14 protein-coding genes are annotated in these 15,331 nt (G+C 73.2%); 10 read left to right on the forward strand and 4 right to left on the reverse strand.

The annotated features are described in order from the left end of the window. The 4 genes from VNF07_13505 (at position 1) to VNF07_13520 (ending at position 5,504) form a co-directional block, all read left to right on the forward strand. On the forward strand, positions 1 to 993 hold the full coding sequence (locus VNF07_13505) for a glycosyltransferase family 4 protein (protein ID HVB07253.1): 993 nt from the start codon (positions 1 to 3) through the stop codon (positions 991 to 993). Next, entirely contained in the window at positions 990 to 3,119 is a 2,130-nt protein-coding gene (locus VNF07_13510; GenBank protein HVB07254.1) for a glycogen debranching N-terminal domain-containing protein, read from the forward strand. The genes VNF07_13505 and VNF07_13510 overlap by 4 nt, the downstream gene beginning before the upstream one ends. Positions 3,120 to 3,186: 67 nt before the next feature. Continuing rightward, on the forward strand, positions 3,187 to 3,885 hold the full coding sequence (locus VNF07_13515; GenBank protein ID HVB07255.1) for a response regulator transcription factor: 699 nt from the start codon (positions 3,187 to 3,189) through the stop codon (positions 3,883 to 3,885). A 41-nt stretch (positions 3,886 to 3,926) separates the two neighbouring features. Beyond that, the gene (locus tag VNF07_13520) at positions 3,927 to 5,504 is read left to right on the forward strand and encodes a HAMP domain-containing sensor histidine kinase (GenBank protein ID HVB07256.1); all 1,578 of its coding nucleotides are present in this window, start codon (positions 3,927 to 3,929) and stop codon (positions 5,502 to 5,504) included. Here the strand turns inward: VNF07_13520 and VNF07_13525 are convergent. After that, complete coding sequence (locus tag VNF07_13525; GenBank protein HVB07257.1) at positions 5,459 to 8,236, reverse strand: hypothetical protein; 2,778 nt, start codon at positions 8,234 to 8,236, stop codon at positions 5,459 to 5,461. The two genes, VNF07_13520 and VNF07_13525, sit on opposite strands and share 46 nt — an antisense overlap. A gap of 292 nt (positions 8,237 to 8,528) precedes the next feature. On the opposite strand from VNF07_13525, the gene VNF07_13530 reads away from it, so the two are divergent. Both VNF07_13530 and VNF07_13535 read left to right on the forward strand, forming a co-directional pair. After that, positions 8,529 to 9,140 carry a transposase gene (locus VNF07_13530; protein HVB07258.1) on the forward strand — a complete coding sequence of 204 codons (612 nt, stop codon included), beginning with the start codon at positions 8,529 to 8,531 and terminating at the stop codon, positions 9,138 to 9,140. A 260-nt stretch (positions 9,141 to 9,400) separates the two neighbouring features. After that, positions 9,401 to 10,483: a Gfo/Idh/MocA family oxidoreductase gene (locus VNF07_13535; GenBank protein HVB07259.1), complete on the forward strand. Its 1,083-nt coding sequence runs from the start codon at positions 9,401 to 9,403 to the stop codon at positions 10,481 to 10,483. 11 nt (positions 10,484 to 10,494) lie between these two features. Here the strand turns inward: VNF07_13535 and VNF07_13540 are convergent, their stop codons facing one another. Beyond that, positions 10,495 to 11,487, reverse strand: coding sequence for a hypothetical protein (locus tag VNF07_13540; protein ID HVB07260.1), 993 nt, complete (start codon positions 11,485 to 11,487; stop codon positions 10,495 to 10,497). A 174-nt stretch (positions 11,488 to 11,661) separates the two neighbouring features. On the opposite strand from VNF07_13540, the gene VNF07_13545 reads away from it, so the two are divergent. From VNF07_13545 to VNF07_13560, 4 genes are all read left to right on the forward strand, one after another. Further along, positions 11,662 to 12,300 carry a PhoU domain-containing protein gene (locus tag VNF07_13545; protein HVB07261.1) on the forward strand — a complete coding sequence of 213 codons (639 nt, stop codon included), beginning with the start codon at positions 11,662 to 11,664 and terminating at the stop codon, positions 12,298 to 12,300. Positions 12,301 to 12,370: 70 nt separating this feature from the next. Continuing rightward, positions 12,371 to 12,769 (forward strand): hypothetical protein, encoded by a 399-nt coding sequence (locus VNF07_13550; GenBank protein HVB07262.1) that lies wholly within the window; start codon positions 12,371 to 12,373, stop codon positions 12,767 to 12,769. Continuing rightward, positions 12,766 to 13,146: a DUF3817 domain-containing protein gene (locus VNF07_13555; GenBank protein HVB07263.1), complete on the forward strand. Its 381-nt coding sequence runs from the start codon at positions 12,766 to 12,768 to the stop codon at positions 13,144 to 13,146. Before VNF07_13550 ends, VNF07_13555 begins: the two co-directional genes overlap by 4 nt. Next, positions 13,146 to 13,502, forward strand: a complete 357-nt coding sequence (locus tag VNF07_13560) for a DUF952 domain-containing protein (GenBank protein HVB07264.1) — start codon at positions 13,146 to 13,148, stop codon at positions 13,500 to 13,502. Before VNF07_13555 ends, VNF07_13560 begins: the two co-directional genes overlap by 1 nt. Here the strand turns inward: VNF07_13560 and VNF07_13565 are convergent. Together VNF07_13565 and VNF07_13570 are read right to left on the reverse strand one after the other, a co-directional pair. Further along, positions 13,499 to 14,272 carry an ABC transporter ATP-binding protein gene (locus tag VNF07_13565; protein ID HVB07265.1) on the reverse strand — a complete coding sequence of 258 codons (774 nt, stop codon included), beginning with the start codon at positions 14,270 to 14,272 and terminating at the stop codon, positions 13,499 to 13,501. The genes VNF07_13560 and VNF07_13565 overlap by 4 nt on opposite strands. Further along, on the reverse strand, positions 14,272 to 15,331 hold a 1,060-nt coding region (locus tag VNF07_13570), incomplete at its 5' end, for an iron ABC transporter permease (protein ID HVB07266.1). The genes VNF07_13565 and VNF07_13570, both read right to left, overlap by 1 nt.

Below are 15,331 nucleotides of genomic sequence, written 5' to 3' on the forward strand. Positions count from 1 at the left end.
GTGCGGGTTCCGCCGCTCGCCTACGGCGGCACCGAGACGGTGATCGACGTGCTCGCGCGCGGCCTGCAACGGGCGGGTCACGAGGTGCTGCTGTTCGCCTCGGGCGACAGCACGAGCGAGGTCCCCCGCGCCTCGGTGATCCCCGTGGCACCGGGCATCGACGCCGGGAGCGCGCTCGAGGTGGAACACGTCACCCACGCCTACGCCGCGCTCGCGGGGATGGACGTGGTGCACGACCACAGCACTCTCGGGCCGCTGCTGCACGGGGTGCGGGGCGCGCCGCCGACGGTGACCACCAACCACAACCCCTTCGTCGAGCCCTTCCTCTCCGTCTACCGCCTCCTGCAGGGCACGGTGCCGGTGATCGCGATCTCCGAGCACCATCGCCGCAGCGCCGCGCCACTCGAGATCGCGGCGGTGATCCATCACGGCCTCTTCCCCGAGGAGTTCCCAGTTGGCGACGGCGACGGCGGCTACGCGCTCTTCCTCGGGCGGATGACGCCCGACAAGGGTGCGCACCGCGCCCTCGAGCTCGCGCACCGCGCCGGCATCCGCCTGCTGCTCGCTGGCAAGCAGCACACCGACCTCGAGCGGCGCTACTTCGCGGAGTCGGTCGTTCCTCTCCTCGACAGCGAGCGGCGCTACCTCGGCGAGGTGAACCAGGAGGACAAGCTCGAGCTGCTCACCGGCGCGCGCTGCCTGCTCAACCCGATCGCCTGGCCCGAGCCCTTCGGGATGGTGATGATCGAGGCGCTCGCCTGCGGGACCCCCGTGATCACGACGGGTCACGGCGCCTCGGCCGAGATCGTGGACGACGGCACGACGGGCTTCGTCGTCGACGACGCCGACGGCCTCCTCAAGGCCCTCCGCAAGGTGGAGGCGATCGACCGCGGCGCCTGCCGGGCGGCGGTGGAGGGCCACTTCTCCGCGGAGCGGATGGTCGCCGAGCACGTTGCGCTCTACGAGCGCGTGCGGGCCGAGGCGGGACGGTGAGCGACAGCTGGGTCGTCGGGGGCGAGCCGCCGACGGGGGGGGACGCGCCCGGCACCACGACGCTCATCGACGGCACGACCTTCTGCATCTCCTCGATCACCGGGGACATCGACCCGGCACTCACCGAGGGCCTCTTCGTGCGCGACACCCGCTTCCTCTCCCGCTGGCGGATGCTCGTCGACGGCAGCCCGACCCAGCCCGTCTCGGTGGTCACCGAGGAGCCGTTCCGCGCCGCCTTCGTCTCCCGGCCGCGCCCGAGCGTCCGACGCCCCGACCCCGGCCTGCTCGTCGCCCGCCGCCGCATCGTCGGCGACGGGATGACCGAGGAGCTCGAGCTGCGCAACCTCTCCGCCGAGGCGCTGACCGTCGAGGTCACCTTCGAGGTCGACGCCGACTTCGCGCACCTCTTCGAGGTGAAGGCCGACCAGGTCCGCCCCCGCGGCTTCCACTCGGTCGAGGTCGCGAAGAACGAGATGCTCTACGCCTTCCGGGAGGACGGCCGGAGCCGCCGCCTCCGCCTCTCGATGCCCCCTGAGGTCGACGCCGGCCCCGGCGAGATCCGCCTCACGGTCGTGCTCGCGCCGCGCGAGCGGTGGCAGCGCCGCTTCGAGTTCCGCGTCGAGGTCGACGGGCGCATGGTCGCGCTTGCGCATGGCGAGTTCGCCGCCGGCGAACGCCGCCCCGCCGGTTGGCGCCGCCTCGAGGTACCGCTGCTGTACGTCGCCGACGAGCGCCTCGCGGGCGCCTGGAACGCCGCGGCGGACGATCTCGCGGCGCTGCGGATCTACGACCCCGACCACCCCGAGGAGGTCGTCGTCGCGGCCGGCGCGCCGTGGTTCATGGCGCTGTTCGGACGCGACTCGCTGCTCACGTCGTGGATGATCCTGCACGTCGAGCCGGCCGTCGCGACGGGGACGCTGCAGGCCCTCGCCCGCCGCCAGGGGAGCCGCGTCGACACCTCCTCCGAGGAGCAGCCCGGGCGGATCCTGCACGAGGTGCGCTTCCGTCTCGAGGGCCCGGGGGCCGGCGTCGCCTCGGCGTACTACGGCTCGATCGACTCGACACCGCTCTTCGTCGTGCTCCTCGACGAGGCGCGGCGCTTCGGGGCCCCGCCCGAGCTCGTCGCCGCCTTGCTCCCGAACGCTGACCGGGCCCTCGCCTGGGTCGACGAGTTCGGGGACCGCGACGGCGACGGCTTCGTCGAGTACGCCCGCCCCTTCACCCACCGCGGCCTCGTGAACCAGGGGTGGAAGGACTCGCCCGATAGCGTCTCGTTCGCCGACGGCCGCATCGCCGAGGCCCCGGTCGCCCTCTGCGAGGTGCAGGGCTACGTCTACGCCGCCTTCACTGCGCGCGCCCGGCTCGCCGCGGCGGCCGGCGACGACGCCCTCGCCAAGCACTGGGAAGGCCGCGCGGAGGCGCTGAAGGCGCAGTTCAACGAGGCGTTCTTCCTCGCCGACCGGGGCTACTTCGCGCTCGCCCTCGACGGCCACAAGCGACCGGTCGACGGCCTCGCGTCGAACATGGGCCACCTCTTATGGAGCGGCATCGTCACCGACGCGGCGGCGCCCGCCGTCGCCGAGCACCTCCGCTCGGCGGAGCTGTTCAGCGGCTGGGGTGTGCGCACCCTCGCGACCTCGATGCGTCGCTACCACCCGATGAGCTACCACAACGGCTCGGTCTGGCCGCACGACAATGCGCTCATCGCCGCCGGGCTGATGCGCTACGGCTTCACCGACGACGCCCGGCGGATCGCGGCCGGCCTCTTCGAGGCGTCGGAGGCCTTCGGCGGCCACCTCCCCGAGCTCTTCTGCGGCTTCGACCGCGCCGACTTCGCTGCTCCCATCGCCTACCCCGCGGCCTGCACCCCGCAGGCCTGGGCCTCGGCGACGGCGCTCAGCCTGTTGCGCACCCTGCTCGACCTCGAGCCCGACCTCCCCGCCGGCAGGGTCGCCTTCGCGCCGGCCCCCCTCGACAGCTGGGCGGGCCTCCGTCTCGAGGGCCTCGCCCTCGGTGACGCGCGCGCCCGCCTCGAGCTCCTCAACGGGGAGGCCGTCCTCTCCGGCCTGCCCGAGGGCCTCTCGCTGACGGGGGCCCGGCGCGCGTCGCACCCGTCGCAGGGTTGAGGCGCCCTCCGGTTCCCTGACAGGGATTCCACAGCACCGTCACAGCGGGCGGAGCGAAACTTTCTCCATGGAGCGAACGACGAACCGTGTCCTTGTCGTCGACGACGAGCCGAACATCAGCGACCTCATCTCGACGGCGATCCGCTACGAGGGCTTCGAGGTGGCGACCGCGCCGACCGGACGCGCCGCGCTCGACCAGGTGCTCTCCTTCCGGCCGGACCTCGTGATCCTCGACGTGATGCTGCCCGACCTCGACGGCTTCGAGGTCGCCCGCCGCCTGCGCCAGGAGGCGCGGCGGGTGCCGATCCTCTTCCTCACCGCTCGCGACGCCACCGAGGACAAGGTGCGCGGCCTCACCCTCGGCGGGGACGACTACGTCACCAAGCCCTTCAGCCTCGAGGAGCTGCTGGCGCGGGTGCGCGCCGTGCTGCGCCGCGTCAGCGACTCGGGGGAGGGCGCGTCGCGCCTCGTCTTCGCTGACCTCGAGCTCGACGAGGAGACCCGCGAGGTCTTCCGCGGCGAGAGCGCCATCGAGCTCACGCCGACGGAGTTCAAGCTCCTCCGCTACCTGATGATGAACCCGCGCCGCGTGCTCTCCAAGGCCCAGATCCTCGACCACGTCTGGGAGTACGACTTCGGCGGCGACGCGAACGTCGTCGAGACCTACATCAGCTATCTCCGCAAGAAGGTCGACTCCCTCGGGCCGCCGCTCATCCACACGCTCCGCGGCGCGGGATACAGCCTGCGGGTGCCCGTCTCGGTGTAGCGGTGGCGGACGCATCTGGGGCGCCGCCCCGTCGGCGGGGCTTGGCTCGCTCGCTCCACCGCCTCTCCATCCGCTCCCGCCTGGCGCTCGGCGTGATCCTCGTCGCCACCGCGGGCCTGGTCGTCGCCGACGTCGTCGTCTACCAGGAGATCTCCTCCTACCTGAACACCCAGGTGGACATCGAGCTGCAGGCCGGAGCCTCCGCGCTCGTGAGCCCCCAGAACCACATCGACATCGGCCGGGCGCAGTCGACGACCCCCCTCGGCACCGCCGCCGAGGTGATCTCCGAGACCGGCCAGGTGCTCAACTCCTCACCGGCGAGCTTCAAGGTGGCGCTCCCGCCCGGGCTGCTGGGCTCGCTCGTCCGCCAGATCAACGCCAACGTCAACGCCGACCTCGCGCTCTTCGACGCGCAGGCGCACTTCGGCAGCTCCTCCGCCTCGTACCGGGTGCTCCCCGAGTCCGCGAGCATCACCCTCCCGGCCTCCCTCAGCGTCGTGCCGGTGATCGTGCTCGTCGCGATCCCCCTCGGCCCGCTGTCGGGGACGCTGCACCGCCTCGTCGTCATCGACCTGCTCGCGACGGCGGCCCTCGTGGTCGCGCTCGGCCTCCTCGGCTACGCCGCGGTGCGCGTCGGGCTGCGGCCGCTGCGCTCGATCGAGGAGACGGCGGGGGAGATCGCCGCCGGCGACCTCTCGCGGCGCGTCGAGGCCGACGAGCTCCCGGCCGAGGTCGGCCGGCTCGGCACCTCGCTGAACGAGATGCTCGGTCAGATCGAGCACGCCTTCTCCGAGCAGCAGGCCTCCGAGGCGCGCCTGCGCCAGTTCATCGCCGACGCCTCCCACGAACTGCGCACGCCGGTGACCTCGATCCGCGGCTACGCCGAGCTCTTCCGCCGCGGCGCGGCGAGCCGCCCCGAGGACCTCGCCCGATCGATGCAGCGCATCGAGGACGAGTCGGTCCGCATGGGTGGACTCATCGACGACCTGCTCCTCCTCGCCCGCCTCGGGAGCGGCCGGCCGCTCGTGCTCGAGCCCGTCGACCTCGCCGGGATCGTCGCCGACACCGCCGCCGACGCGCAGGTGCAGGAGCCCGACCGCGTCGTCGTGGTCGACCTCATCCCGAGCGCCGTGATCCGCGGCGACGATCCCCGGCTGCGCCAGCTCCTCGGCAACCTGCTGCAGAACGCCCTCCGCTACAGCCCGGCGGCCTCGGCGGTGGAGGTGGCGCTGCGGGTCGAGGGCGAGGAGGCGGTCGTCACCGTCACCGACCACGGGACGGGGATCGACCCCGAGCACCTGCCGCACATCTTCGACCGCTTCTACCGCGCCGACCCCTCGCGGGCCCGTGACCGCGGCGGCACCGGCCTCGGCCTCTCGATCGTCTCCTCGATCGCGGAGGCCCACGGAGGGAGCGTCGCAGTCGCCTCCGCCCCGGGCAACGGGTCGACCTTCACGGTCCGCCTCCCGCTCGCGCCCATCGCCCCCGAGGACGACGAGGGGGTCTCGGGGGCTCCCAAGGTGCCGGAACCGGCCCTCCCTGCAGAGATCGTGGCGGCGAGCCCGGAGGGCGGTCAGGGGATCAGCGAGAGCGAAGTCGGAGTCCCCGGCCCCTTGTAACGGAGGAAGAGGGTGTTCGAGAAGCCGTGCCACTGCAGGCATGCACCGCTCTCGACGGCCGTCGTCGCCCGCCCTGCGAGCACCGCCCAGGAGATGTCGCGCCGCGAGCGGGCCCGCAGGTTGGAGAGGACGAACGAGCCGGCGACGGCGCTCTGCGAGCGTGTCACCTCGACGTAGCGGTAGCGGCTCGGGAGCGCGGGGAGGACGAAGCGGAAGACGCGGCCCTGGTGCGGCGGGGCAGGGACCTCGGTGAGCGCCACCGCGACCGCCCCGGTGCCCGCCGGGGCGGGGAGGAAGTCGGGGATGTAGCCGAAGGCGCAGGCGCCACCGCTGTCGTAGAGCTTGGTGGTCACCGGCGGGTGGACGAGGCGCGGCAGCCCGGCGGGGTGTCGCACGGTGTCGCGGAGCAGCACGAGCTCACCGTCGACGCTCGCCAGCGGGCGGTAGTGGTCGAGGAGGTAGACCGAGACGATGTGGTCGCGCACCTCGTTGTCGAGGTAGTCCCAGCGCGGCAGGCCGGTGACGCCGCCGAAGACGACGAGCGGCGGCCGGACGGCCTCGAGGTCGCGCACCGCCTGTTGCTGCGCCGCCTCGGTGATCGTGAGGTTGATGTCGTAAAAGCGCGAGGCCGGCGGGGCGGCGAGGAGGAAGTCGAACAGGCCGGGCGCGTTGGTGAAGTCGAAGACGGCCCGCTGGCGTCCGCCGTAGGTGGCGATGACCGTCGCGAGGTCCCGCACCAGGCCGTCGGGGAGCGCCCCGGCCTCGTAGCCGAGGCCACCCGCTCCGTTCACCGCCGGTGGCGGCGGCGCGTCGGCGGCGTTGCGGAAGTGTGCCGGCGCGGCGTCGATCGCGGAGAGCGGCGAGGAGGGGGCGACGGCGAGGACCGCGGCGACGAGCGCGAGGCCCGCCGGGCTCGCGAGGAGCAATGGGCGTCCGCCCCGCCCTAGCGCGCGGCGCAGCAGCCCGTCGAGCGCGACGACGCCGCGGTGGGCGAGGCAGCACAAGAGCGGCACCGCGACCGCGAAGCTCTCCCCGATGTGCCCGACGTCGGCGCGGCTGAGGGCCTTCGGGAAGTAGGCGAGGGTGACGAGCGCGGCGGCGACCGCCACCCAGTCCTCCAGGTAGAGCGCGCGACGTGCGCGCCACCGGACGCAGCACACGGCGAAGAGCACGAGGACCGCGGCCACCGGCAGTACGAGCTCGAGGGAGTAGCGGGTGAACCAGCCCGGGTCGCTGACGGTGAGGTGGAGGACGCCCAGCGCGTCGCGCCGCGCCGGGATCGCGTAGTTCGTGAACAGCGGGATGCCCCCCGAGAGGCTGTGCGCGCTCGCGAAGTCCCGGAAGTAGCCGATGAACCCCGAGGTCGCCCCGGCGGCGACGAGCCAGAGCGCGAAGGCGGCGGCACCGAGGAGGGCGGCGGCCGCCGCGCCCAGGCTGCGGGGGAAGTCGGCGATCCGGGGGCGGCGCTCGCGGCGGAGGCTGAACTCGACGACCACGAGCGTGACGCCGACGGCGGCCGCGGCGTAGAGCATCTCGGGGATGAGCAGGAACTGCACGAGCGCGGCGAGACCGAGGAGTGCTCCCACGCGCCAGCTCCGGCGCCGCAGGGTGGCCGCGAAGAGCGCGAGCAAGAGGGGCCAGAAGAGGTAACGGACGTCCCAGTCGGCGAAGACCCCGAGCGCCACCGCGCCACCGGCGGCCGCCGCTGCGAACCAGCGCCGTCCGAAGACGACGGTCGCGAACAGGTAGGTGGCGATCCAGTAGGCGGGCGCCCAGAGGAAGCTCAGCCCGGCCGAGGCCCCCCAGCGGGTCATCCCGAAGAGGGCGAAGCCGACGAGGGGCTTCAGCCCGTCGTCGAGGAGGCCGTGGATGAGGTACAGGTCGCGCCAGGGGAGCGCGCCGTGCAGGAGGAGGTAGCTCCCACCGAGGTACTCGCCCTCGCCGAAGGTGTCCATCCTCCCCCCCGGCCCCGGGAGGGAGGCGAGCAGCAGGAACAGCAGGAGCGGGGCGCTCACGTAGGCGACGAGACCACGGGCGATCGAGGCGAGGCTCCGCCCGCGGCGCCGCGAGCGCTCGGCGAGGAGGGCGGCGCACGCGAGCAGCACGAGCGCGAGCCACCAGGGGAAGAAGCGGTAGTGCACGGTCACCGCCCCCGGGGAGATGGTGACGACAGTCACCGCGGAGACGGTGACGAGCAGGGCGACCTGCAGGGCGACGCCCCCGAGGAGCACGCCCGCCGCGGCCGCGGGGCCGCCGATCCTCCACACCAGGACGCCGAGGAGGGCGACGAGAGCCGCGCCGCCGGCGCACCACCAGCAGGGGAGCGCGCCACCGGCGTTCGTCGCGACGGCGAGCTCGAGGCCGGCGACCCCCCCGACGAGGGCCGCGGCGGCGACCGCGCCGGCCAACGGCCGGCCTCGCTCCGCGGGAGCTCCGAGCTCGGCGAGGGTCGTCACCCGCGGCGGCCGCGCTCGGCGCGCCACCCGCAGCGGACCGAGGCGCGCGGCGAGCAGGTAGAGGCCGAGGGAGCCGAGCGGGAAGACGAGGCCGACGAAGTAGAACGCGACGAGGTAGCGGTTCGGGTCGAAGTCCGCGTAGATCGGATAGCCGACGATCGTGAGCGGAGCGCGCAGCGTCCCCCCCGACCCGGTGGCGCCGAGCGCGGCGACGGCGCCGGCGAGCAGTACCGCGAACAAGAGGCGGAGCGCCGTGCGCCCCCGCGCGTCGCTCACGGCCAGGCGAGGGCCCGGTGGCTCGGCGGTCGTGGAAGGCGGTGGCAGATCGATGGTGCGCTCCACAGAGCCGACGGCCGGGGACGGCTCACCCTACCAATGATGTTTTCCGGAGCGAACCGTTATCCACCCGGCTGGAAGGTCGCAGAAATATGGCCTGACGTGCACCGACAGGGACGGACACGCCCGCGCGGAGGGTGGGAGCCCTTGTAGACGCAAGAGCTCCTCACCGGTTCTCCGTCACGGGATGGCCGGCCACCCCTTGACCATCTGAGAAGAGAAGGGATGGACGATGACCATCGTAGAGACGCGCCCCCGTATCGTCGGGAGCGTCGACACCCACCTCGACGGCCACGTCGCTGCCGCCCTCGATCCGCTCGGTCGACTGCTCGGCACCGAGTCCTTTCCCGCGACACGCGCCGGCGAGACGGCGCTGTTCAGCTGGCTCGGCTCCTTCGGCCTGCCCGAGGTGGTCGGGGTGGAGGGCACCGGCGCCTATGGTGCCGGCCTCCTGCGCTCCCTCGTCGCCGCCGGCGTCGAGGAGACCGCACCGGGTCTCGTCGCCCTCGTCGGCGTCGGCACCGTGACCGGGGCGATGCTCCTCGCCGCCGCCGGGGACAACCCCGAACGCCTCCGCTCCGAGGCCGCCTTCGCCCACCTCTGCGGCGTGGCGCCGCTCGAGGCGTCCTCGGGGCGCTCCGCTCGTCACCGCCTGGACCGCGGTGGGGACCGTCAGGCGAACAGCGCGCTCTGGCGGATCGTGGTCGTGCGCTCGACCTGTCACCCGAGGGCCCGCGCCTATCTCGAGCGACGAGTGAAAGAGGGCCGCTCCAAGCGCGAGGTCGTCCGGTCGCTCAAGCGCTACGTTGCCCGCGAGGTCTACAAGCAGCTGCCTCGCGCCTGAGATCCGGGGCCGAGGAGCTGACTCTCAGCCTACCTGTCGCCGTCGGGCTGACTGGATGGCGACCTGTCGATCCCGGCCCCGCCCTTCTCTGGAGACCGTGGCCTCATAAGAGCCTGTCGCACCTGACCGATCATTGGTTTGCCCGGCGTCTCCACTTGACGGCTACCGATAGGAGGGTCAATGAGCTGGTGCGCGGCCGTGGCGCGCGCGCGCCACCCCCTCCCTAAGCTGCGCCGACACGATGAGCGGAGGTAGGGGCGATGGCGGTGCGAATCGGCGTGGTCGGGGTCGGCTTCGGAGTCACGGTGCACGTCCCGGCCTTCCAGTCCGAGGGGCTGGAGGTCGTCGCGATCTGCGCCCGGCACGCCGGGCGGGCCGAGGCCGCAGCGAAGCAGTTCGGCATCCCGCAGGTCTTCACCGACTGGCGGGAGCTCGTGGCCTCGCCGGACCTCGACGCGGTGAGCGTCGTCACGCCGACGGCGCTCCACCACCCGATCGCCCTCTCCGCCCTCGAGGCGGGCAAGCACGTGCTGCTCGAGAAGCCCTTCACCCTCAACCTCGACGAGGCCCGCAGCCTCGCCGAGGCCGCCGCGGCGAGCGACCGGACGACAATGATCGCCCACGAGTTCCGCTACGCCTCGGCACGCATGCGCGCGAAGGAGCTCATCGCCGAGGGCTACCTGGGCGACCTCCGCCTCGCGCTCGTGCGCCTCTTCCGCGACCCGGGGCCGCAGGGGACGCTCGCTGCCTTTCGCGGCGACCGGGACATGGCGGCGAGCAAGCTCGGCTTCCTGCACTCGCTCGGCTCGCACTACATCGACGGTCTCCGCCACCTCTTCGGCGAGGTCACCGCGGCCTCGGGGGAGATGATCACCTTCCAGCCGGACCGCCTCGGCGAGAACGGCGAGATCGTGAAGGTCGACGCCGACGACACCTTCCTGTTCCGGCTCTTCTTCGAGGGGGGCGGGGTCGCGGAGATGGTCGCCTCCCGCCAGACGCCCTTCGGGGACGTGGCGACGATGGAGTTCTACGGCTCGGCGGGGACCCTCCTCACGCCACAGACGGGGATGAACCCGCCGGCGCACGGCACCCTGATCGGCGGCCGCCGCGGTGACGCGGCGCTCGCCGAGCTCGAGATCCCCGAGCGGCTGCAGCCCTTCGTCGACGACCGCGACGACCGGCTGATGCCCTTCCGTCTCCTCACCCGCGACTTCCTCCGCGGGATCGAGAGCGGCACCTCCCCGGCGCCCAACTTCGACGACGGCTACGCCTGCCAGCAGATCCTCGACGCCCTCGAGGAGTCGAGCCGCAGCGGCGGGCGCGTCGCGATCCCGTCGCGCTGAGCTGCGAGGGGCTAGAGGACCGAGTAGGCGAAGGCGGCGCCGACGGGCGAGGCGTAGATCGGGATGTAGTCGATGACCACCGAGGGGTGGCCCTCGATCGCCGCTGAGGCGGCGATCCAGTTGCAGGTCTCGCGCGTCCCGCCCTGCGGCCCGCCCGGCGTCGGCAGGCCGGTGATCCCCCGACGCGGCGTCGAGACGTCCTGGCTGACGTCGCCGGGCTGCACGACGTAGGCGTCGAAGTGCTGCGCCCAGGCCTTCACGTCCCCCTCTTCGAGGTAGCTGAGGGCCTGCTGGTCGAACGCCTCGTCGAGGTAGGAGCCCTTCTGCCCGGGCGTGTGCCAGAGGCCGCCTGAGCCGATGATCACGACGCGCAGGTCCTCGGGGTAGGCGTCAATCATCTCGCGAACGGCCTTGCCGATCTCGTAACAGCGAGTCGCCGTGAGCTGCGGGGCGTAGTAGGCGTTCAGCAGCAGCGGCACCGTCGGGATGTCGAGGTTGGTGAGCGACTCGAGGGGTCGGATGATGGCGTGGCCCATGCCGCGCTCGGTGTCGGGTACCTCCATCATGAACGCCGGGTCGAAGCCGCTGTCGAGCAGCCCGGTGAGCAGCGCCGTGGCGAGGCCGGGGTGGCCGTCGCACTCCGTGCGCGGGATGCTCGGGTCGGGCTCGCGCGTGCCGAGCATGTTGTTCGCCGCCGTCGCCTGCCCGGAGAAGTGTTCGCCGACGAAGACGGCGATCGCCGGGTGGTTGTTGAAGTCGAAGAGCTCCTCCTGGTCGTCGCCGAAGACGACGAGGACGTCGGGGCGCAGCTCGGCGAGCTTGTCGCGCAGCGTCGAGAAGCCAGCCTCGACGCGCGCCCGCTTGGCGACGGACTCCTCGTGGCTGTCGATCGGCACGTCCTCGCGCAGCGACGCCCGCTTCTCGCGGACGACCTCCCAGCTGTCCACGTCCATGTAGCAGAACGGGGTGTGGGCGGTGTTCAGGACCCCGACCAGTTGCGCCATGGGAGCCTCCTCGAGGGTCAGGAGGCCGCATCCGCATGCCCCCCAGCTGGGGCGAGTGTAGTGCCGGGCCGCCCGCCGCTCCGGGGCGGAGGCGGGGGCGGGGTCATCGCAAGGTAAACAGAAGGTGAACAAATTGCATCAATCGCGGTGACCGCAGATAGCTTTCCAAAGGAGATGGCCGCGAGCCCCGATTCCCCCGTCCATGTCAACCAGCGCATCGCCCAGCTGTTCGCGCTGGTGACCGAGGCGCTGGCGGGGGCGACCGACGCGCTGCTGCGCACTGACGTGCTTCACGCCGAGGCGATCATCGCCGCGGACCGTTCCGTCGACGAGCTCACCGAGGAGCTGGTGCAGATCGTCTGGGGGGAGATCGCCCGCAGCGCCGGCGACCTCCCCGAGCTGCGCCGTCTCGTCTCGGTGCTCCTCATCCTCCCTGAGCTCGAACGCAGCGCCGACCTCGCCGAGCACATCGCGCAGCGAGCGGTCACCCGCCTCGGTTCGGAGATGACCGCCGTGAGCCGTGGCATCGTGCAGCGGATGTCGGACGTCGCGGTCGACATGTGGCAGGCCACGGGGGACGCCTACGCCAGCAGGGCGCTCGCCGGGGTGGCGCTCGACGCCGCCGACGAGGAGCTCGACCTGCTCCGGGACCGCCTCGTCGCCGAGGTCGCCGCCGGGGCGATGACGAGCATGGTGAGCGGGCAGGTGACCCTCCTCGGCCGCTTCTACGAGCGCCTCGGCGACCACGCCGTGAACCTCGCCCGCCGCATCGAGTCCTTCGCCGATCCGGGAGGGCCGCGTACCGCCGACTGAGCGCGCGTGGTCCATGCCGGCGGCGCGCCAAGATGGAGTGGTGCGCGCCGGTGCCGACAGCAAGGAGGCTTTGCCCACCTCGGCGCGGCGGCGTTCGCGCTGGCTCACCCGCCGCGCCCTGCTCGCGCACCTCGCGATCCTGATCTGGTTCCCGGGCTGTCTGGTCGCCGGCCGCTGGCAGGTCTCGGTAGCCCTCGCCGGTGACCACCTCGCCTACCTCTACTCGGTGGAGTGGCCAGTCTTCGCCCTCTTCGGGCTCGTCGTCTGGTGGCACCTCGTCCACGACGACCCCGAGAGCGTCGGCGGGCGCGCGCTGCTGCGCCTGCGCGCCACCCGCCCCGCCGAGACGGGCCCGGGGGCACCGGTCACCCGCCGGCCGGACGAGGAGGACGAGCGCCTCGCCGCCTACAACGACTTCCTCGAGGAGCTCGCCGCGAAGGACCGCCCGAAGTCCTGGCGCCGCTCGTGAGCGGCTCGCTCGCCCGCTACCGGGTGATGGCCTACCTCGTCGGAAGCGGGCTGCTCGTGCTGTGCCTGGTCGGTATCCCGCTCCAGTACCTCGGGAACGCGCCGGGCGTGGTGCAGGTCGTCGGGCCGATCCACGGCTTCTTGTACATCGCCTACCTGGTCGCCGCCTACGACCTCGCGCGGCGCGCCCGCTTCACCCTCCTGCAGCTCGCGGCGATGGTCGGGGCGGGGCTCGTCCCCGGCCTCGCCTTCGTGCTGGAGCGGCGCGTGGTGCGCCGCGTCCACGAGGAGGAGGCGGCGGGGCTCGTGGGCTCCCACCTCGTCCCGCGCGTCGCGCTGCGGTCGACCCCGGCGGCGCCGACCGAGGAGGGCGGGTAGTGGAGCTCCTCTACCACCTGGCGCTCCGCGCCAACTGGGAGGCGGCGCTCGCCGCCGGCAGCTACCGGATCTCCTCGATCGACAGCACCCTCGAGGAGGAGGGCTTCATCCACTGTTCCTTCGCGGGGCAGGTGCAGGGGACGGCCGACCGCTTCTACGGCGGGCGCGACGACGTCCTCCTCCTCGAGATCGACCCCGAGCGCCTCGAAGCCGAGGTGCGCGTCGAGGCGGCCAAGCCCGACGCCCGCGGCTTTCCCCACATCTACGGCCCGCTGCCGACCGGGGCGGTGCGCTCGGCCACCTCGGTCGCGCTCGGTGACGACGGGCTGCTGCGCACCGGGCTCGCCCCCGGCTAACCCCGCGGCGGACGGACTGGGCGGACCGCCCAGCCGTCGGGGCCGTCGCTCACCGCGACCCGCGCCCCGAAGCGCTCGGAGATCGCCTCCTCGGTGAGGATCTCGGCGGGCCGGCCGCAGCCGATCGCCTCGCCGCCGTCGAGGAGCAGGACCTCGTCCGCGTACTGCGCGGCGAGGGAGAGGTCGTGCAGCGCGCTCACCACGCAGAGCGCGCGCTCGTGGCGGAGCAGGTCGGCGAGCTCGAGGAAGCGCTGGCTGTGCCCGAGATCGAGCGAGGAGGTCGGCTCGTCGAGCACGAGGACCGGTGCCTGCTGCGCGAAGGCGCGCGCGAGCACGGCGCGCTGCCCCTCGCCGCCCGAGAGGGTGCCGAGGGTGCGCCCGGCGAGCGCGCCGAGCTCGAGGCGCTCGATCGCCTCGCTGACGACGACGCGGTCGCGCGGCCCCTCGCCCCCGAGCAGGGACTGGTAGGGGGTGCGTCCGAGCAGGACGTAGTCGGCCACCGTCATCGTCCCCGGCAGCACGGGGCGCTGCGGCACGTAGGCGACGAGGCGGGCCGCGGCGCGGCGGTCGCTCAACGGGCGGGGCGAGCCGTCGAAGGTGACGCTCCCCTCGTGGGGGACGAGACCGGTGATCGCCCGCAGCAGCGTCGACTTGCCGGCGCCGTTCGGGCCGACGAGGCACAGCCATCCGCCGCGCGCGACCGAGAGGGCGATGCCCGAGAGGATGCGCCGCCCGCCGAGCTCCACGCCGAGGCCCTCGGCGGTGAGCATCAGCCCATCCTCCGGCTCTGGCGCAGTACGACGAGGAAGAAGGGGGCCCCGAGGAAGGCGGTGACGACGCCGAGGGGGATCGTGCCCGGGGCGAGCACGTTCTGCGCGAGGAGGTCGCAGAGGACGAGGAAGCCCCCTCCGCACAGGAGCGAGAGCGGCAGGATCCGCCGGTAGCTCGGCCCGAGGAAGAGACGGACCGTGTGCGGGACGATGATCCCGACGAAGCCGATCAGCCCGCTCACCGAGACCGCCGCTGCGGTGCCGAGGGTGGCGGCGGCGACGACGACGAGGCGCAGGCGCGCCGAGCGCACCCCGAGGCTCTCCGCCTCCTCGTCCCCGACGCTCACCACGTCGAGGAGGCGGCGGCAGGCGAGCAGCACCACGGCGCTCACCGCCACGTAGGGGGCGATGAGCTCGACCTCGCCCCACCCGGCGGTGGCGAGGCCGCCGAGGATCCAGCTGTAGACGTTGGCGAGGACGAGCGTGTTGCGCTGCTGCAGGAAGGTCTGCGCGGCGGTGAAGAAGGTCCCCACCGCGACGCCCGAGAGCACGAGGGTCGAGGCCTCCCGGATCCGCCCCGCGCCGCGGCCCAAGGCGAAGGTCGCCGCCACGCTGAGCACCGCGCCGGCGAAGGCCGCGAGGGGGAGGGGGTTGACCCCCCAGCTCGGGGCGTCGGGGATCTCGACGAGGACCACCGTCGCGCCGAGGCCGGCGCCGGCGGCGACGCCGAGCAGGTAGGGGTCGGCGAGCGGGTTCTGGAAGACGCCCTGGTAGGAGGCGCCGGCGAGCGCGAGCATCCCGCCGACGAGCAGCCCGAGGACGACGCGCGGCAGGCGGAGCTGGAAGACGATCGCCGCGTCCGCCGCGGCGCGCGGCGCGTGCACCCCGAGGCCGGGGACCCTGCTCAACAGCTCGTGCAGGACCGTCGAGAGCGAGAGGTCCGAGGGACCGACGACGAGCGCAGCGAGCGCCGCGCCGACCAGGAAGACGACGCCGACGAGGAGCTGCCACGGCTCGAGGCGGGCCGGGCGCACCCCGTCGCGGGCGCGCGCCCGGCCC

The organism is Acidimicrobiales bacterium, from assembly GCA_035533595.1.
GTDB lineage: Bacteria > Actinomycetota > Acidimicrobiia > Acidimicrobiales > Bog-793 > DATLTN01.